This is a genomic window from Hoeflea marina, assembly GCF_003182275.1.
Lineage (GTDB): Bacteria > Pseudomonadota > Alphaproteobacteria > Rhizobiales > Rhizobiaceae > Hoeflea > Hoeflea marina.
The window spans coordinates 110,632-128,181 of the sequence record NZ_QGTR01000005.1 but is presented as its reverse complement, the minus strand read 5'-3'; the positions used below and the strand labels follow the sequence as shown (position 1 = coordinate 128,181).

Sequence of the window (17,550 nt, the reverse complement as noted above, 5' to 3'; positions counted from 1 at the left end):
GCACCGGAGACCAAGCCTGATGACCGAATCCGCAAAGACGCAGCTTCACGCAGCAACGGCGCTGACGCCAGAGGGCTGGCGGCAGGATGTGCGGATTGCGATCAGCGACGGCCGCGTCGTCGGGATCGAGGCGGGCGTGGCGGCCGAGGCCGGGGATGACCGCCATGCCGTGGTCGTCGCGGCGATGCCGAACCTGCACAGCCATGCCTTCCAACGGGCCATGGCGGGGCTGGCGGAAGTGCGCGGGCCGGCCGCGGACAGCTTCTGGAGCTGGCGGACGACCATGTACCGCTTCGCGCTGGCGATGACGCCGGAGCATCTCGAGGCAATCGCCGCGCAGCTCTACATCGAGATGCTGGAAGCGGGCTTCGGGCGTGTCGGTGAATTCCACTATCTGCATCACGGCCAGAGCGGCAGGCCATATGCCAACATCGCCGAACTCGCCGAGCGCATCGCTGCGGCCAGCCGCGATGCGGGCATCGGCTTGACGCTGCTGCCGGTGTTCTATGCCCACTCCGGTTTCGGCGGCGGCGCGCCGGCGGACGGCCAGCGCCGGTTCATCAACTCGCTCGACCAGTTCGAGGCGCTGATGGACAGCTGCCGCACGCTCCTCGTGCGGCTTCCCGGCGCCCGGCTCGGCGTGGCGCCGCACAGCCTGCGCGCAGTGACGCCCGACGAACTGGCGCGGATCCTGCCGCTCGCCGATGGCGGGCCGGTGCACATCCATGTCGCCGAACAGGTCAAGGAAGTCGAGGACTGCATCGCCTGGAGCGGTGCCCGGCCTGTCGAATGGCTCATCGACAATGCGCCGGTCGACGGGAACTGGTGCCTGATCCACGCCACCCACATGACCGCGGCGGAGGTCGGCGGGATGGCGGGGCGCAGGGCGGTTGCCGGCCTGTGTCCGCTGACCGAAGCCAATCTGGGCGACGGGGTGTTCGCGGCGCCGCAATTCCTCGGCGAGGGCGGCCGGTTCGGCATCGGATCCGATTCCAACATCCGCATTTCGGTGGCCGATGAACTGTGCCAGCTCGAATACTCGCAGCGCCTCGCGCTCAGGGCGCGCAATGTCATTGCCGCGCCGTCCGGATCGACGGCGCGCCGGCTGTTCGATGGCGCACTCGAGGGCGGCGGCGCGGCGCTGGCCGCACCGGCGGGCCTCACGGTCGGCAGCGCGGCCGACCTGGTGGCTCTGGATGTCTCGGCGGTGCCGTATCTCGCCGGCGACCAGATCCTCGATCACTGGCTGTTTGCCGGCGGTGTCCGGCCCGACTGCGTCTGGGTCAACGGCGTGAAACTGGTGGAGGATGGCCGGCACGTGCGCAGGACGGCGATCACCCGGCGGTTCAAGTCGGCGATGAGCCAGTTGCTGGCTGCCTCCGCATGACCGACATGCGGCGCGATGCCGGTGGGCAGGAGCCGGTTGCGACGGGGGAGCCGCATCCGAAGGAAGCGACGCTGCACCAGCGCATCCTCGGTGAAATCGAGGGCCGCATCCTGTCCGGCGAATGGCCCCCGGGACACCGGATTCCCTTCGAGGTCGACCTGGCGGCGCTGTATGGCTGCTCGCGGATGACTGTCAACAAGGTCATGACACGGCTCGCCGATGCGGGGTTGATCGAGCGGCGCAAGAAATCCGGCAGCTTCGTCATCCAGCCGCAGGCGCAGTCGGCCGTTCTCGACATCCACGACATCGCCGACGAGGTGGCGTCGCTCAACCTGACCCATTCCCACAGCGTCGTCAGCCGCGAGCGTCGCAGGGCGGGAGCCGAAGACATGCGGCGGCTGGACCTGCCGAAATCCTCCGCCGTCATCGACGTGGTCAGCCTGCACAGGGCAGGCGCGCGGCCCTTCTGCCTCGAGGAGCGGATCATCAGCCTGGCCAATGTTCCGGACGCCGCGCAGGCGGATTTCGCGGCGACCACGGCCGGAGCCTGGATGCTCAATCAGGTGCCGTGGAGCATGGCGGAACACAGGATCCGGGCCGTCGGCGCCGGCCCCCGCGAGGCGGGGCTGCTCGGCATCGAATCAGGCGCCGCCTGCCTGATCGTCGAGCGGCGGACCTGGAGCAATGCCGGTCCGCTGACCCATGTGCGTTTCACCTATCCCGGCGACCGGCATGGCCTGATCGCGCGGTTCACGCCATCGGGGCAGGCGCTCTCCTAATGCAGGTCGCCCGACGGTGTGCCGCGGTTGCGGTTCACGACATGCACAACAAGAAGGAGCCCAAGCAGCTCGCGTGAATTTGCATTTAGGCGACCTGATTGGGCATCCTCAAGATTCTTTCGTCCCGCGCTTGGCTTCCGCTGCATGGAGGTGTTTGATGACCGTCGCATCACCTGATGGAGGATTGGGCTCAGATGGATATCTCGCATTCGCAAAGCGGCGGCGGCCTGAAGGCCCCGGATCTTGCCCGCATCGACCGGCTGATGGACGAGGCCGGCATCGACGTGCTGCTGGTGACGTCCAAGCACAACAACCAATATCTGATGGGGGGCTACAGGTTCATCTTCTTCGCGGCGATGGACGCCATCGGGCACAGCCGCTACCTGCCGGTGATCGTCTACCAGAAGGGGCAGCCGGAGCGGACCTGCTATATCGGCAACAAGATGGAGGGTGGCGAGCACGCCAATCGGCCGTTCTGGATGCCCGATGTGCAGCCGGCGACCTGGGGCAGCCCGGATGCTGCGCGGCTGGCGGTGGCACAGATCAAGAAAATCGGCGCCGGTCACGCGCGCATCGGCTTCGAGCCGGGTTTCCTGCCGTCGGATGCCTACAGCATCCTGATCCGCGACCTGCCCGGCGCCACGCTGGTCGACGCCACCCACATGCTTGAGGAGATGCGCGCGATCAAGACGCCGGAGGAACTGGCACAATTGCGCACGGCCTCGGAGCTGATCACCGACTCGATGATGGCCACGATCGCCATGGCCGACGAGGGATGGACGAAGGCGCGGATCATCGAGCAGCTCAGGCGCGAAGAGACCAATCGCGGGCTGAACTTCGAATACTGCCTGCTGACGCTGGGTTCGAGCCACAACCGCGCCACCTCGTCGCAGAGCTGGTCGAAAGGCGAGGTGCTGTCGATCGATTCGGGCGGCAATTACCATGGCTATATCGGCGATCTGTGCCGCATGGGCATTCTCGGCGAGCCCGATGCCGAGCTTGAGGACCTTCTTGCCGAGATCGATGCGGTGCAGCAGGCGGCCTTCTCCCGGGTCCGCGCCGGCGCAGCCGGCGGCGACCTGATCAAGGCCGGCCAGGAGAAGCTGAAATCCTCGCCGGGCGCGGCGTTCACGGACTTCTTCGCCCATGGCATGGGGCTGATCACCCACGAGACGCCGTTCCTGATGACCAACCATCCGGTTGCCTATGAGGGGAGCGACGCCGGGCGCATGCTCGAAACCGGCATGGTGCTGTCGGTGGAAACGACGATGCTGCATCCGCGGCGCGGCTTCATCAAGCTCGAGGACACCCTGGCAGTCACCGCCGATGGCTACGAGATGTTCGGCGACCGTCACCGCGGCTGGAACCGCGGCGGCACGGCGCGCTCCTGACGTACGCGCCGTGCCGGCGCTTCAGGCGCCGGGCGGGAGCAGGCGGAAATCCGGCAGCTCGCGCAGCGCCTGTTCCGGTCCGGCGGGCGAATAGACGACGAAAAGCTGCATCGGCGTGTCGCCGGTGTTCAGTGTCGAGTGAAACCGGCTTTCCGGAACATAGATGGTGCAGCCCGCACCCACCTGCTGGGTGACCGGATTGCCATCTTCGTCCTCGACCATCTGCTCGCCGGTGCCGGACATCACCAGGATGATCTCCTCTGCCCCGGGATGATTGTGGCGCGCATGGCCGCCGCCGGGGGCGACATCAACGATGCCGCCCGAAAAGCGCTCTGCGCCGTTGACCTCTGGCCCGACGGTGAGCGTCAGCTGTCCCCAGTCGAAGCCGAAGCCGGAGACGGTTTCGGGGCGGATGAAATAGGGTGACGACTTGGTCATGAAACGATTCCTCCTGGGTTGTGTCAGCTCTTGCGGCCGGTCCTGAGCGCCTTGAAGTCCCGCACCTGCTGCGCGATGGCAACCTCGACGGGAAGCCGCTCCATCGAACTTGCGCCGTAGAAGCCGTGGCAGCCGTGGCAATGATCGAGGACATAGCGGGCGTCCTCCGGCATGGCGATCGGGCCGCCATGGCAGATGACGATGATATCATGGCGCACCGCGCGCGCGGCCTCGCCGATGGCCTCGATCTCCGCCACACACTGATCGAGTGACTTGGCCGAAGTCGCCCCGATGGCGCCGCCGGTGGTGACCCCCATATGGGCGACGATGAGATCCGCCCCTGCCTTGGCCATGGCGGTGGATTCATCCGGATTGAAGACATATGGCGTGGTCAGCATGTCGATGGCATGGGCGGCGGCGATCATGTCCACCTCCAGACCATAGCCCATGCCGGTCTCCTCGAAGCTCTGGCGCATGACGCCGTCGAACAGGCCGATGGTGGGAAAGTTCTGAACGCCGGCGAAGCCCATCGCCTTCAGCTCGGCGAGGAACTGCGGCATCAGGATGAAGGGATCGGTGCCGTTGACGCCGGCAAGCACCGGGGTGTGCCTGACCACAGGAAGAACCTCGACCGCCATTTCCCTGACGATCTCGTTGGCATTGCCGTAGGCGAGCAGTCCGGACGACGAACCGCGCCCGGCCATGCGGTAGCGCCCGGAATTGTAGATGACGAGCAGGTCGATGCCGCCGGCCTCCTCCGACTTCGCCGAAAGGCCGGTGCCGGCGCCGCCGCCGATGATCGGGATGCCCTCCGCGATCATGGCGTGGAAGCGGGTCAGGATCGATGAACGGGTTTCGGGCATGAAGCGGCTACTCCGGCTGGATGTCGTGGAAGGCCGCGATGGCGGCCCGGGCAAAGGCGGGATCGTTGATGTGGGCGTCGAGCCGCAGGATGCGGCGGTGGCTGGACTGACGGAGCGTCTGTTCCAGCGCTGCAAACAGCGCCGCGTCGGCTTCGGGATCGTGGAACACGCCGCCTTCGATGTCGAGCGCGGATATGCCTTTCTCCGGCAGCAGCAGCCGGATCGGCCCGTCGCCGGCATTGAGACGTTCGCCGATCCAGCGTCCTATGCGATCGCACTCCGCCGGCAAGGTGCGCATCAACGTCACATTCGGATTGTGGTGATAGAACTTGCGGTCCCCGAACTGCTTGGGCACGGTGTCGGGCGCCCAGAAATTGACCATGTCGAGCGCACCGACCGATCCAACCCAGGGCATCCCCGTGCGCGCGATGGCGCCGAAGCGGTCGTCGCTGGCCGGGAGCACACCGCCCAGCAACAGGTCGCAGACTTCCGTGGTGGTGATGTCGATGACGCCGGTAAGCAAGCCTGAATCAATGAGCTTCTCCATCGTCCGGCCACCGGTGCCGGTGGCATGGAAGACCATGCAGTCGTGGTCGCCGCGCAATCCCTCGGCTATCGCCATCACGCAGGGCGTGGTGACGCCGAACATGGTCAGGCCCACGGCAGGCTTGCCCGTCTGCGCGGGCGCAGGGTGGGCGACCATGCCGGCCAACGCCTGGGCGGCATTGTGCAGAATGACGCGGCTCAGTCGGTTGAGCCCAGCCATGTCGGTGACAGAGGGCATCATCACGATGTCGGAAATGCCGACATAGGGCGCGGTGTCGCCGGAAGCCAGCGTCGAGACCATGATCTTCGGCACGCCATAGGGAATGGTGCGCAACCCTTCGCAGACGATCGACGTGCCGCCGCCGCCGCCGATGCCAATGATTCCGTCTATGTCGCTGCGTTTGGCGATGAAGCGAGCAAAGGCCTCACCCATCAGCGCGACGGCGCGGCCGCGGTCCTTGATGGCCAGGATCCTGTCGGCGCCGAGGGGATGGCAGGCGGCGATCTGGCGTGCGGAAATCTCCGTGGCAACAGTCGCGGTGCGCGTGCCCACATCGGCGAGCGTTACGGTCATGCCGCTATCGCGCAGCAGGCCGGCGAGAAATGCCAGTTCCTCGCCCTTGGTGTCCGCGGTTCCGACGACAAAGATGTGATGCATTCCAGAAGTCTTTCAGCCATGATACGGATCCATCGTGATCGGCCGGTCATCCTGCTCACCGATGGTCTTCAAAAGCCTAACTGGTTCGACCAGATTTACAAGTCTGGAATCGGCTTTCGTGCCGGTTGCGACCCACTACGACGGCATGTGGCAATCAAAAATCCAGATATATTGAGAGAAATTGGCCTGCAAACGATTACAGCGGCGTGCGATTCTTTGGCCCAAGCCCCTTGACGGGCTTCGCAGTTTGGTATTACCAGTTGGGTGCGTTTGATCATAGCTGCCTGGGGAGGTCAGCCTGATCCGAGGATGACGTAAACGAATGGGAGGAATAAGCATGCGATCCAAAATAGCGAGTCTGCTTGCCGGCGTCGGCCTATCAGTCGCTCTGGCTTCACCCGTGTCTGCCGAAGGTCTGACGATCTTCTGGGCCGAATGGGACCCGGCAAACTATCTTCAGGAACTGGTCAACGAGTATGAAGCGGAAACCGGCGTTCAGGTGACGGTGGAAACAACGCCCTGGTCGGACTTCCAGACCAAGACGTTCACAGAGCTGAACGCCAAGGGTTCGGCCTACGACATGGTGGTTGGTGATTCCCAGTGGATCGGAGCCGCATCGGAAGCCGGCCACTACGTCGACCTCACCGACTTCTTCAATCAGCACAAGCTGACCGAGGTGATGGCGCCGGCGACGGTGAAATACTATTCCGAATATCCGGCGAGTTCCGGCAAATACTGGTCGATTCCGGCAGAAGGCGATGCGGTCGGCTGGTCCTACCGCAAGGACTGGTTCGAGGACCCCAAGGAAATGGAAGCGTTCAAGGCCAAGTATGGCTACGATCTCGCGCCGCCGGCCACATGGGCCCAGATGCGCGACATCGCCGAATTCTTCCACCGTCCGGACGAGAAGCGCTACGGCATCGCGATCTACACCGACAACTCCTATGACGGACTCGTCATGGGCGTCGAGAACGCGATCTTCTCCTATGGCGGCGAGCTTGGCGACTATGCCGGCTACAAGGTCGACGGCATCGTCAACTCGGACCAGAACGTCAAGGCCGTGGAGATGTACCGCGAACTCTATGGGTTCACGCCTCCGGGCTGGGCGAAGACCTTCTTCGTTGAAAACAACCAGGCAATCACCGAGAACCTGGCGGCGATGAGCATGAATTACTTCGCCTTCTTCCCGGCGCTCACCAACGAGGCGTCGAACCCGAACGCAGCCAACACCGGATTTTTCGCCAACCCGGCAGGTCCGGGCGGCGCGCAGTTTGCGGCCCTCGGTGGCCAGGGCATTTCCGTGATCTCGTACTCGGAGAACAAGGAAGAGTCGATGAAGTTCCTGGAGTGGTTCATCAAGGACGAAACCCAGAAGCGCTGGGCCGAACTTGGCGGCTACACTGCATCGGCCAAGGTGCTTGAATCCGAGGAATTCCAGAACGCTACGCCCTACAACAAGGCCTTCTACGAGACAATGTTCAAGGTGAAGGACTTCTGGGCGACGCCGGAATATGCGGAACTGCTGATCCAGATGAATCAGCGCCTCTACCCGTACATCACGGGTGGCGAAGGCACCGCTAAGGACGCGCTCGACGCGCTTGCCGGCGACTGGAACGAGACCTTCAAGAAGTACAACCGGGTCCAGTAAATCCCGTTCTTGCGGAGGGGGCGTGCCCGCCCCCTCCGTTTTCGTCTCTGCATATCAAAGAGGAGGTGGCTGTGGCCACTGCAGTCCTGACGACGCTGGATCCCAAATCGCGCGCCGCATCCCGCGGAATGAGCGATATGTCGATCCGCAACCTGTTCATCATCCCGACGATCGTGTTCCTGATCGTCTTCAATATTTTCCCGCTGCTCTATTCGCTGGGCTATTCGTTCACCGATTTCCGCGCGTCTTCCAACGCGCCAGCCAATTTCGTCGGACTGCAGAACTACCGCGATCTCTTGGCCGACCCGTTCATCTGGACCAACTTCACCATCACGGCGAAATACGTGATCGTATCGGTTGTCGGCCAGGTGGTCGTGGGCTTCGGGGTGGCGCTGCTGCTCAACCGGGACATTCCGCTCAAGGGCCTGCTCACGACGCTGCTGCTGCTGCCGATGATGCTGTCGATGGCGGTGGTCGGCCTGTTCTGGAAGCTGCTCTACGATCCGTCCTTCGGCATCATCAACTACGCGCTGGGGCTTGGCACCTTCGAATGGCTGTCCAACCCGAATATGGCGCTCTACGCCGTCGCGCTGACCGATATATGGATGTGGTCGCCTTTCGTGATGCTGCTGTCGCTGGCCGGCCTGTCCGCTGTTCCCAAGCACCTCTACGAGGCGGCGGCGATCGACCGGGCAGGATCGCTCTACACTTTCTTCCGCATCACCCTGCCTCTGGTCGCGCCGATCCTGATGATCGCGATCATCTTCCGGACCATGGAGGCCTTCAAGACCTTCGACCTTGCCTATATCCTGACCAGCCAGCCGACCACGGAAGTGATCTCGATCCGGCTCTACAAGATGGCGTTCCAGGAATGGCAGACCGGCATGTCCTGCGCTCTGGCCTACATCGTGCTGATCATGGTCCTGGCAATCACCAACATCTACGTGAAATATCTGAACAAAGTGAAGGAACGCTGAGATGGCCGCCGTCCGCACCAATGGCGAAAGGACCATAAATCGCCTGGCGATCGTCTCCGTCCTGATCATCACCATGATCTTCCTGGCGCCGATCTACTGGATCGCCTCGACTGCGTTCAAGCCGCGCAATCTGGCGACCACCATCCCGCCGACAATCGTCTTCACGCCCGAAATCTCGCCTTTCGTGAAGCTGTTCACGAAGCGCTCGCAGCTCCGGGCGCCGCCGTCCCAGGAAGAATACGCAGCCGCCCCGTGGTGGGAACGGCTCGTGTTCGATGGCGGCGAGAAGGTGGTCCGCTCGGGGCGTGGCGAAGTCCAGTTGTCAGGCTATCCCAGCCGCTTCATGAACTCACTGATCGTCGCCATCACTTCGACGGTGCTCGCCGTCGGTATGGGCACGTTCACGGCCTACGGCTTCTCGCGCTTCAGGGTGAAGGGCGAGCAGGATCTGCTCTTCTTCATCCTGTCGACACGCATGCTGCCCCCTGTTGTGGTGGCGATCCCGATGTTCCTGATGTACCGGGCAGTCGGCCTCAACGACACGCATCTGGGGCTCATCATCCTCTACACCGCGTTCAACCTGTCCTTTTCCGTCTGGCTGATGAAGGGTTTCATCGACGAGATTCCGAAGGAATACGAGGAGGCGGCGCTGGTCGACGGATACACGCGCATGCAGGCCTTCTTCAAGATCGTTCTCCCCGAGGCCGCCACCGGCATCGCCGCCACCGCCGTGTTCTGCTTCATCACGGCCTGGAACGAATATGCATTCGCGCTGATCATGACCAATCGCCGGGCCCAGACCGCGCCGCCCTTCATCCCGAGCCAGGTCGGCTCGGGCCTGCCCGACTGGACCGTCATCGCATCGGGCACTCTGCTGTTCCTGCTGCCGGTCGCGATCTTCACCTTCCTCCTGCGCAACCACCTGCTGCGCGGCATGTCCTTCGGAGCGATCCGCAAATGAGTTTTCGCAGCATCAACCAGCGTCTTCTTGTCCCGGCGGCACAGGGGCTGATGATCTTCGGGATCATCTCGCTGTGCCAGCCCTGGAGCGTGTTTCTGCATAACTACGGCGTCACCATGACTCTCTTCGGTCTCATTGCCTTCATGATCACCTCCAAGATCGAACCCGATCCGGAGGTCGAGGAGAGCTACATCGAGGACTCGCTCGATGTGCTGGAGATCAATGACCATGCCAGCAAGAATGGCTCAAAGACTGCAGGGAGCCACTGATGGCGCAGATCGACATTCAGAACGTGCAGAAGTTCTTCGGTCATCTGCAGGTTCTGAAAAACCTGAACCTGACCATCGCCGACGGGGAGTTCGTCGTCATGCTGGGCCAGTCTGGCGGCGGCAAGACCACCGCCCTCCGCGCCATCGCCGGGCTCGAGTCCGTGACCTCGGGCAAGATCCTGATCAATGGCACCGAGGTGCAGCATCGCAAGGCCTCCGATCGCGACATCGCCTTCGTGTTCCAGTCCTTCTCGCTCTATCCGCATATGACCGTGCGCGAGAACATCGCCTTTCCGCTTCGCGCGGTGCGCATGAACGCGACCGATCGCGACAAGGCTGTCAAGGAGGTGGCCGAGATCCTGCAGATCGCCGAGCATCTCGACCGCAAGCCTTCGGCGCTCTCGGGTGGCGACATGCAGCGCGTCGCGATCGCGCGTGCCCTTGTCCGACGCCCGCAGGCGCTCCTGATGGACGAGCCGCTCGGCGTGCTCGACGCCAAGCTGCGCGAGCAGATGCGCGCCGAAATCAAACGCCTGCACATTGCCCGCGGGTCTACCTCCGTCTACGTCACCCACGACCAGATCGAGGCGATGAGCCTGGCGGACCGCATCGTCATCCTGCATGACGGCGTGCTGCAGCAGGTCGGCGCCCCGGACGAAGTCTACCTGCATCCGACCAATCTCTTCGTGGCCAAGTTCGTGGGCTCGCCGGTGATGAACGTCAACGGCGTGCGAATCGAAGGTCAACGCGTGCGACTCAACGGGGCTGACGCCAGCTTCAGCTTTCCCGACGAGGCGCTGGCCAGCGTGCGCAGCACCCAGGCCGACCTGGCATTGGGCGCTCGCCCGGAAGCGGTGCTGCTCGAGCATCAACAGACCGAAGGTTTTGTGGAAGTGGTAACAACCAATATCGAACCCCTGGGCAGTCACGACATCGTCGATGTCCGCCTCGGAGACGCGGTGCTGCGCGCGCGCACGCCAAGCGGATTCGTCTCCGGCGAGGGCCAGCGGGTCTGGGCCCGACTGGACCCGGCGCAGGCGCATTTCTTCGATACGGCCAGCGGCCTCAATCTGCGGGGAGCCAACTGATGGCCGACATCGCATTGCAGGGCGTGACCAAGAAGTTCGGCCCCAACATCGCGTTGCGCGATCTGGACCTCGACATCAAGGATGGCGAGTTCTTCGTGCTGCTGGGTCAGACCGGTGCCGGCAAGACCACCACATTGAGGGTGATTGCCGGACTGGAGAAACCCAACTCCGGCAAGGTCATCATCGACGGGCAGGACGCCACCGGCTGGAATGCCGCCGAGCGCGACGTGGCGCTGGTGCTGCAGCAGTATTCGCTCTATCCGCGGCTCACCGTGCGCGGCAATCTCGAGTTTCCGCTCAAGTCCCGCACCCACAATCTTACCACCGCCGAGATCAAGGACCGGGTCGACCGCGTCGCCGAGACGCTGCAGATCACCCGGCTGCTCGACCGCAAGGTGGAACGGCTGTCGGGCGGCGAGATGCAGCGGGTGTCGATCGGCCGCGCGATCGTGCGCAAGCCGCGCGTGTTCCTGATGGACGAACCACTGTCGGCGCTCGACGCCAATCTGCGCGATGTGCTCAGAGTGGAGCTGAAGAAGCTGCACAGCGAACTGGGCGCGACCTTCGTGTTCGTCACCCACGACCAGGTCGAGGCGATGTCGATGGGAGACAAGATCGGCGTGCTCAATCAGGGCCGGCTGGTGCAGGTCGGGACCCCGTCCGAGATCTATGCCCGGCCGATCAACACATTTGTCGCGCGCTCGGTCGGAACCCCGCCGATGAATCTGCTCGATGGCGTCCTGCGGGGCGGGGCGGCCCTCCTGGATGCGGGCGGGTTCACCCTGCCGGTCACCAGGACGCACGGAGCGGACGGCGCCCGCATGAGATTCGGCATTCGGCCCGAGGACGTGGTGCTCGACGACAACGGACCGGTGTCAGCCCGCGTCTTCGACATCGAGAATCACGGTGTCATCAAGATCCTGACGCTCGACATCGACGGCACGCACCTGCATGCCACCGTGTCGGCGCAGACGAAGGTCCGGATCGACGAGGTGGTCAGGTTTGGCTGGCGGCCCGGTAAAGTTCTGTCTTTCGACCCTGGCAACGGGCGCAATCTCGATCTGGGCTGAGTCGCGTGCCAGACCACGGCAGGTCCTCCCAGGGCCGGATCTGTTCACGGGAGCCTCCGCTCCTCCGTGAGCAGGTCCGGACTGATCGCTCTCACCCTGAAATGCGCTCGCCGAAACGGGTCTGGTATTTTGGCCATGCGGCCTGATTGCAAAAGTTGAGCGGTTTGTCGCCTGCGAGAATGCGTCGCGTTTCCGTCACCACGCCCTGGCCCATGCGCAGCATGCTTTCTTCGGTGATGCCGGCCATGTGCGGCGTCAGAATGACATTGCGCAGCGACAGGAACGGGTGCTCACCTGGCAAGGGCTGCCGGTCGAACACATCCAGCACAGCCCCGCCGATCGCATCCGCCTGAAGCGCGTCAAGCAGCGCGTGCTCATCGACCACCGGGCCGCGCGAAACATTGACCAGCACCGCTCCAGGACGCATCAGCGCCAGTTCGCCCGCACCGATCAGGCCGCGCGTGCTGTCATTGAGGGGGCAGGCCAGCACGACAACGTCGCTGTGCGTCAGAGCATGGCGCAGGTCCGAAGCCTCGGCGCCGTCGGGCAGCGCCTTCGGCCTGCTGGTGACGGCAAGCACCTTCATGCCGAATCCTCCATGGGCGATCCGGAACAGGGCGGTGCCGACATTGCCCATGCCGACAATACCGATGGTTCGTCCGCTGAGTTCCCGGCCAAGGTCGGAGTGGGCCCGCGCCACCGCCCAGCCGGACGATCTCAGGTCCGCGCTGACTTCGGGATAGCGGCGCAACAGAGCGAGCGCGGACCAGATGCAGTGCTCGGCGACGGTCACGGAGTTGGCGCCAGGCACATTGGCCACCAGAACGCCGGCCCCGGTGGCCGCGTCGAGCGGAATCATGTCAAGACCGGCTCCGTGGCGCACGGCAGCGCGCAGCTTCCCGGCCGCTGCGAAGTAGGCCTGCGGGATCGGCGCCCGCACCACCACGATGTCGGCCTGCAGCCCTTCCGCCATGATGGCTTCGGCGGTGGGTGCGCTGGCCACACGGAACTCGCCGGCGGCCTGCAGATCTGCGGTGACCTGCGGATGCAGGCTGTGGGTGGAGAAGATCTGCGGCATGCTCAGTCCTGCCTGGCGGGCTCGACGCCGTCCTGCCGCCCGGAAATCAGGCCCTTCCAGTAGCTTTCGACCCCCTGCAGATGGGCGCTCATCAGCGCCTGGGCCAGATTTGCGTCGCGGCGCACCAGCGCCTCGTAGATCTGGATGTGCTCGGCATTGGACTTGGCGCCGCGCGCAGGGTCGCTGAAATAGATCGGCAGCCGCCGCTCGCCCATTGCGTAATAGACGCTGCAGATGCGGTAGAAGACCTGGTTCTGGGTGGCGCGGACAATTTCAAGATGGAAGTCGCAATCCTCCTCCGCAAGCCCCTCGCCGGCGGCGAGGCGGAGTTCGGAGCGAGCCAGAATTTCGCGCAGCCGCGCGAAATTCTCCTCGGTCGCCCGGGCGCTGGCAAGTTCGGCGGCCTTGATCTCGTGGATCTTTCGCAGTTCCACCGTCTCGTAGATCTGCACCGGATCGAGCGGCAGGCCGGCCTTGGCAAACAGCGCCAGGGCGTCGACACTCGCAGTCCGCGTGGTCAGGTAGATGCCGGATTTCGCGCGCCGCTCGACAATGCGCATGGCCTCGAGAATGGCGAGTGTCTCGCGGATCTGGCCACGGCTGACTCTGAAATGCTCGGCCAGTTCCCGCTCCGATGGCGTCCGTCCGTTCTCTGCATCCGAAAACGAATAGAGATAGGCAGCCAGTTCGGGCAGCAGGTTCTTTTCAGACATGGACCGGACTCTTCTTCACGTGCGCCATCAGAAAGGCCTCTGATATCGAATAACCCAATCCCGGTCCATCAGGGATGGCGACCATGCCGTCCCGGGCGGCGATCTCGCCCTCGATGAGGTCGAAGATCATCGGGTTGGCGCCGCAGGAATACTCTATCAGGAAGCTGGACGGCGCGGCCGCGCAAATGTGGAGGCCGGCAAAGAAGCATGGCGCGCCGGCCCACAAATGCGGGGCGAAGCGCAGGTTGAACGCCGAGGCCAGCGCGGCAATCCGCATGGCCTCCGTAATGCCGCCGCAGAAGGCCGGGTCTGGCTGCAGGATGTCGGCGGCGCGGGCCTGGACCAGGTCGCGAAAGGCGAACCGGGTGGATTCGGATTCACCTGTGGCGATCGGGATCGTGGTGGCGGCGCGGACCTCCGCCATGCCGGGCTTGTCATCGGCGATCACCGGCTCCTCGAACCAGGCCAGGTCGCAGTCGGCAACCATGTGGGCGAACCGCTTGGCTTCGGCAACCGTGTAGGTACCGTGGGCGTCGACCATGATGTCGATGCCCGGGCCGAGGGCGCGGCGCGCGGCCCTGACCCGGTCGGCGGACACATGCGGCAGCCCGTCCATGGCGCCGACGCGCATCTTGACCGCCTTGAAGCCACCGATGTCGATGTAGGATTGCAGCTGCGCGCCGATGCCGGCCGCATCGGCCCAGCCGCCCGAGGCATAGGCGGGCAGCCGGTCGGCCTTGCGTCCGCCCAGCAGTTGCCAGACGGGCTGCCCGAGGTGCTTGCCGAGGATGTCCCAGAGCGCGATGTCGACGGCCGAAATCGCCGCCGTGGTCAGGCCTCGGCGGGAGAGTTCCGGCATGGCGTGGCCGGCGCTGGCGGCGGATTCGTGGCGCACGCCGTTGTAGAGCATTTCCCAGATGGCGGTGATGTCGCCGGCGTGGCGGCCGATGAGCCGCGGGGCCACCTCCTCGTTGAGCAGATGGACAAGCGCGCCGTAGGTGCCGGAGCTGCCGGCCGCGTTCTTGCCCTCACCCCAGCCGACAAGCCCGTCATCCGTCTCGATGCGCAGGATGGCGCTGTCGAACGTCGTCAGCTTGCCGAAGTCGCTGCGGTGCTGGCGGCCCGATTCGATGGGTATGGAGACCCACCAGGCGTTGACCGATTTGATCCGCATCTATCCTTCTCCGGTTCCCCGCCGCGGGTCGGCTGCGGCGGGACGCGCAAGGCCCGTCATTTGTTGATCAGTGGAAGCAGGGTCTCGGCGGTGATCCGCATCTGCTCGTCGTAAAAGGCCTCGGTCAGCAGGCTGGAGCCATGGTCCTGAATGAACTTGAGCTGCTCAGGCGAGATGTCGACCGGGTTGCGCTCCACCATGTCGGGATAGATCGCCGCCGGCGTTCGGTCGACAGGAGCGACAAACTCGTTGGTCAGAGCGCCGTCATAGCCGACCTCGCGCAGGGTTGAGACGATCTTCGGCCAGTCAAGGTGCCCAAGGCCGGCGGCGAAGCGATTGTTGTCGGCGACATGGAAGTCGAACAGCCTTTTGCCCGCCAGGCGGATGGCGTCATGGATGTCGGATTCCTCCATGTTGAGGTGGTAGGCGTCGAGGCAGACGCCGCATTCGGGGCTCACCGCGTCCGCCAGGGCGAGCGCCTGGGCACAGCGGTTGAAGAAATAGGTCTCGAAACGGTTGAGCGGTTCGATGGCGATCTTGACGCCGACCTTCTGGGCGTGGGCGAAGCACTCCTTGGTCGCCTCGACCACCCAGCCCCATTCCTCTTCCTCTGTGGCGTCGGGGATCACCTTGCCGACGGTGGCAGGCACCAACGTGATGATCTCGCCCTCGAGCTCGCTGACCATGGTGAGCACGCTCTTGACGTAGTCTACGGACCGCGCCCGCTGGCCCTCGTCCTTGGCGGCGAGGTTGCGCTCGCCAAGCGTGAGCGTCACCGCGCCCCAGCAGCGGATCCCGTGCTCCTTGAGAAGTGAGCGCGTCTCCTTGACATCGTACTGGGTCGGCTCGCCTGAGATCTCGATGCTCTCATAGCCGTATTTCTTGATGCGCCGCAGGGTCACGTCGAGCGGTTCGGCCCGCATCCAGTTGTGAGTTGAAAGATGCATTCTGTCCTCCCTTGATGCCGGTTCAGGGCCTGGCGGGCAGGCGGGTTACGGTCCCCACCCATGCGGCACTGCTTGAAAATGCGTGATCTGGTTGGACCACATGCCTTTGCACAACAGTTAGCGCAAAGAATTTTCCGACGCAAGCGGTCCCGGCAATCTCCCTGATATTGCCTGAAAAAGAGCATTATCCCGCGAAGATCGAGAGAATATTGGCTGGATGTGTCGCGGCTGATATGCTACCCGGGCAGATGCAAATTTCCCGTTTGGTCTTACCAAATGAAGCTGCCTTGCAACGGGACCCGCATTGTGCGGGATTGTCGAGAACCAGGAGGGACGGCATGGCCGGAACCTCTCCGCCAGATGGAGGAGCACAGACTATGGCAACCACAATGAAGGGCCCCGGGATCTTTCTGGCGCAGTTCGCAGGCGACGAGGCGCCGTTCAATTCGCTGCCGTCCATCGTGGCCTGGGCTGCCGGTCACGGCTACAAGGGCGTGCAGATCCCGAGCTGGGACGGCCGGTTGTTCGATCTGAAGAAGGCGGCCGAATCGCAGACCTATTGCGACGAGGTCAAGGGCATCTGCGCGGATGCCGGCATCCAGATCACGGAGCTGTCGACCCATCTGCAGGGGCAGCTGGTGGCCGTGCATCCGGCCTATGATTCGCAGTTCGACGGATTCGCGCCGCCTCAGGTGCACAACAATCCTGCCGCGCGGCAGGAATGGGCGGTCGACCAGCTGATGCTGGCCGCCAGGGCCTCGCGCAATCTCGGGCTGACCGGAACGGTGTCGTTCACCGGCGCATTGGCCTTTCCCTATCTCTATCCCTGGCCGCAGCGGCCGCAGGGGCTGATCGAGACCGCCTTCAAGGAGCTTGGCCGGCGCTGGAAGCCGATTCTCGATGCCTATGAGGACGTCGGCGTCGACATCGGCTACGAAATCCATCCGGGCGAGGACGTCTTCGACGGCGCCACCTACGAGATGTTCCTCGAGCAGACCGGCAATCACAACCGCTGCCGGATCAACTATGATCCGTCGCATTTCCTGCTGCAGCAGCTGGACTATCTTGCCTTCATCGACATCTATCACGAGCGGATTTCCGCCTTCCATGCCAAGGATGCCGAGTTCAACCCGACCGGCCGGCAGGGCGTCTATTCGGGCTACCAGGGCTGGACCGAGCGGGCCGGGCGCTTCCGCTCGCTGGGTGACGGTCAGGTTGATTTCGTCGGCATCTTCTCCAAACTGGCGCAGTACAATTACGACCGCTGGGCGGTGCTGGAATGGGAATGCTGCCTCAAGCATCCCGAGGACGGGGCGGCGGAGGGCGCGCCCTTCATCGCCGACCACATCATCAGGGTCACGGAGAAGGCGTTCGACGATTTCGCCGGCGGAGAAACCGACCAGGCCGCGATCAACAAGCTGCTGGGGCTCTGAGATATGGTGGCGGCTTGGGCTGCACCGGTCGCGTGTCCGGTTGACGGCGCGGCAATGCAGTGCGCCTTTGTCGCACCGGGTCGCGGCGGCCGTGTGACCAATCGTCTTGCACAGGATTCGGGCGGGGCGG

16 protein-coding genes and 1 pseudogene are annotated in these 17,550 nt (G+C 64.1%); 10 read left to right on the top strand and 7 right to left on the bottom strand.

The genetic code is table 11. The features are described from left to right. Positions 1-19 precede the first annotated feature (19 nt). The 3 genes from DFR52_RS18860 to DFR52_RS18850 all read left to right on the top strand — a co-directional run bounded on the left by DFR52_RS18860 (position 20) and on the right by DFR52_RS18850 (position 3,557). Positions 20-1,387 carry a formimidoylglutamate deiminase gene (locus tag DFR52_RS18860; protein ID WP_110033572.1) on the top strand — a complete coding sequence of 456 codons (1,368 nt, stop codon included), beginning with the start codon at positions 20-22 and terminating at the stop codon, positions 1,385-1,387. 5 nt (positions 1,388-1,392) lie between these two features. Further along, positions 1,393-2,166: a histidine utilization transcriptional repressor HutC gene (gene hutC, locus DFR52_RS18855; protein ID WP_245415412.1), complete on the top strand. Its 774-nt coding sequence runs from the start codon at positions 1,393-1,395 to the stop codon at positions 2,164-2,166. A gap of 194 nt (positions 2,167-2,360) precedes the next feature. Continuing rightward, entirely contained in the window at positions 2,361-3,557 is a 1,197-nt protein-coding gene (locus DFR52_RS18850) for a M24 family metallopeptidase (RefSeq protein ID WP_110033570.1), read from the top strand. A gap of 21 nt (positions 3,558-3,578) precedes the next feature. Here the strand turns inward: DFR52_RS18850 and DFR52_RS18845 are convergent, their stop codons facing one another. The 3 genes from DFR52_RS18845 to DFR52_RS18835 are packed head-to-tail and all read right to left on the bottom strand — an operon-like array spanning position 3,579 to position 6,062. Beyond that, positions 3,579-3,995, bottom strand: a complete 417-nt coding sequence (locus tag DFR52_RS18845) for a cupin domain-containing protein (RefSeq protein ID WP_110033569.1) — start codon at positions 3,993-3,995, stop codon at positions 3,579-3,581. 23 nt (positions 3,996-4,018) lie between these two features. Continuing rightward, positions 4,019-4,858, bottom strand: a complete 840-nt coding sequence (locus tag DFR52_RS18840; protein WP_110033568.1) for a phosphoenolpyruvate hydrolase family protein — start codon at positions 4,856-4,858, stop codon at positions 4,019-4,021. Positions 4,859-4,865: 7 nt separating this feature from the next. Next, positions 4,866-6,062 (bottom strand): Tm-1-like ATP-binding domain-containing protein, encoded by a 1,197-nt coding sequence (locus DFR52_RS18835; RefSeq protein ID WP_110033567.1) that lies wholly within the window; start codon positions 6,060-6,062, stop codon positions 4,866-4,868. Positions 6,063-6,399: 337 nt separating this feature from the next. Between DFR52_RS18835 and DFR52_RS18830 the strand changes: the two genes are divergently transcribed. From DFR52_RS18830 to DFR52_RS18805, 6 genes and pseudogenes are all read left to right on the top strand, one after another. Beyond that, positions 6,400-7,710 carry an ABC transporter substrate-binding protein gene (locus tag DFR52_RS18830; RefSeq protein WP_110033566.1) on the top strand — a complete coding sequence of 437 codons (1,311 nt, stop codon included), beginning with the start codon at positions 6,400-6,402 and terminating at the stop codon, positions 7,708-7,710. A 71-nt stretch (positions 7,711-7,781) separates the two neighbouring features. Then, positions 7,782-8,687 carry a carbohydrate ABC transporter permease gene (locus DFR52_RS18825; protein WP_110033565.1) on the top strand — a complete coding sequence of 302 codons (906 nt, stop codon included), beginning with the start codon at positions 7,782-7,784 and terminating at the stop codon, positions 8,685-8,687. A gap of 1 nt (position 8,688) precedes the next feature. Then, positions 8,689-9,648, top strand: coding sequence for a carbohydrate ABC transporter permease (locus DFR52_RS18820; protein WP_110033564.1), 960 nt, complete (start codon positions 8,689-8,691; stop codon positions 9,646-9,648). Beyond that, a pseudogene (locus DFR52_RS18815) lies at positions 9,645-9,833 on the top strand (hypothetical protein); the annotation flags it as partial. The gene DFR52_RS18820 and the pseudogene DFR52_RS18815, both read left to right, overlap by 4 nt. A gap of 83 nt (positions 9,834-9,916) precedes the next feature. Next, positions 9,917-11,005: an ABC transporter ATP-binding protein gene (locus tag DFR52_RS18810; RefSeq protein ID WP_110033563.1), complete on the top strand. Its 1,089-nt coding sequence runs from the start codon at positions 9,917-9,919 to the stop codon at positions 11,003-11,005. Then, the gene (locus tag DFR52_RS18805) at positions 11,005-12,075 is read left to right on the top strand and encodes an ABC transporter ATP-binding protein (RefSeq protein WP_110033562.1); all 1,071 of its coding nucleotides are present in this window, start codon (positions 11,005-11,007) and stop codon (positions 12,073-12,075) included. Before DFR52_RS18810 ends, DFR52_RS18805 begins: the two co-directional genes overlap by 1 nt. 91 nt (positions 12,076-12,166) lie before the next feature. Here DFR52_RS18805 and DFR52_RS18800 read toward each other — a convergent pair whose 3' ends face one another. Genes DFR52_RS18800 through DFR52_RS18785 form a run of 4 tightly spaced genes read right to left on the bottom strand, consistent with a single transcriptional unit; the run spans position 12,167 to position 15,987 of the window. Continuing rightward, the gene (locus DFR52_RS18800; RefSeq protein WP_110033561.1) at positions 12,167-13,153 is read right to left on the bottom strand and encodes an NAD(P)-dependent oxidoreductase; all 987 of its coding nucleotides are present in this window, start codon (positions 13,151-13,153) and stop codon (positions 12,167-12,169) included. Positions 13,154-13,155: 2 nt separating this feature from the next. Continuing rightward, the gene (locus DFR52_RS18795; RefSeq protein ID WP_110033560.1) at positions 13,156-13,866 is read right to left on the bottom strand and encodes a FadR/GntR family transcriptional regulator; all 711 of its coding nucleotides are present in this window, start codon (positions 13,864-13,866) and stop codon (positions 13,156-13,158) included. Then, positions 13,859-15,040 (bottom strand): mandelate racemase/muconate lactonizing enzyme family protein, encoded by a 1,182-nt coding sequence (locus tag DFR52_RS18790; protein ID WP_110033559.1) that lies wholly within the window; start codon positions 15,038-15,040, stop codon positions 13,859-13,861. The genes DFR52_RS18795 and DFR52_RS18790 overlap by 8 nt, the downstream gene beginning before the upstream one ends. Positions 15,041-15,096: 56 nt before the next feature. Then, positions 15,097-15,987, bottom strand: a complete 891-nt coding sequence (locus DFR52_RS18785) for a sugar phosphate isomerase/epimerase family protein (protein ID WP_110033558.1) — start codon at positions 15,985-15,987, stop codon at positions 15,097-15,099. Between the two features lie 377 nt (positions 15,988-16,364). Here DFR52_RS18785 and DFR52_RS18780 point away from each other — a divergent pair, with 377 nt between their 5' ends. Next, positions 16,365-17,420 carry a sugar phosphate isomerase/epimerase family protein gene (locus DFR52_RS18780; protein ID WP_110033557.1) on the top strand — a complete coding sequence of 352 codons (1,056 nt, stop codon included), beginning with the start codon at positions 16,365-16,367 and terminating at the stop codon, positions 17,418-17,420. Positions 17,421-17,550: the final 130 nt, after the last annotated feature.

Coding starts and splice junctions, on each gene's coding strand:
- DFR52_RS18795 (WP_110033560.1), bottom strand. CDS start 13,866: ATGTCTGAAAAGAACCTGCTGCCCGAACTGGCTGCCTATCTCTATTCG.
- DFR52_RS18830 (WP_110033566.1), top strand. CDS start 6,400: ATGCGATCCAAAATAGCGAGTCTGCTTGCCGGCGTCGGCCTATCAGTC.
- DFR52_RS18845 (WP_110033569.1), bottom strand. CDS start 3,995: ATGACCAAGTCGTCACCCTATTTCATCCGCCCCGAAACCGTCTCCGGC.
- DFR52_RS18840 (WP_110033568.1), bottom strand. CDS start 4,858: ATGCCCGAAACCCGTTCATCGATCCTGACCCGCTTCCACGCCATGATC.
- DFR52_RS18800 (WP_110033561.1), bottom strand. CDS start 13,153: ATGCCGCAGATCTTCTCCACCCACAGCCTGCATCCGCAGGTCACCGCA.
- DFR52_RS18805 (WP_110033562.1), top strand. CDS start 11,005: ATGGCCGACATCGCATTGCAGGGCGTGACCAAGAAGTTCGGCCCCAAC.
- DFR52_RS18785 (WP_110033558.1), bottom strand. CDS start 15,987: ATGCATCTTTCAACTCACAACTGGATGCGGGCCGAACCGCTCGACGTG.
- DFR52_RS18860 (WP_110033572.1), top strand. CDS start 20: ATGACCGAATCCGCAAAGACGCAGCTTCACGCAGCAACGGCGCTGACG.
- hutC (WP_245415412.1), top strand. CDS start 1,393: ATGCGGCGCGATGCCGGTGGGCAGGAGCCGGTTGCGACGGGGGAGCCG.
- DFR52_RS18820 (WP_110033564.1), top strand. CDS start 8,689: ATGGCCGCCGTCCGCACCAATGGCGAAAGGACCATAAATCGCCTGGCG.
- DFR52_RS18790 (WP_110033559.1), bottom strand. CDS start 15,040: ATGCGGATCAAATCGGTCAACGCCTGGTGGGTCTCCATACCCATCGAA.
- DFR52_RS18810 (WP_110033563.1), top strand. CDS start 9,917: ATGGCGCAGATCGACATTCAGAACGTGCAGAAGTTCTTCGGTCATCTG.
- DFR52_RS18780 (WP_110033557.1), top strand. CDS start 16,365: ATGGCAACCACAATGAAGGGCCCCGGGATCTTTCTGGCGCAGTTCGCA.
- DFR52_RS18850 (WP_110033570.1), top strand. CDS start 2,361: ATGGATATCTCGCATTCGCAAAGCGGCGGCGGCCTGAAGGCCCCGGAT.
- DFR52_RS18835 (WP_110033567.1), bottom strand. CDS start 6,062: ATGCATCACATCTTTGTCGTCGGAACCGCGGACACCAAGGGCGAGGAA.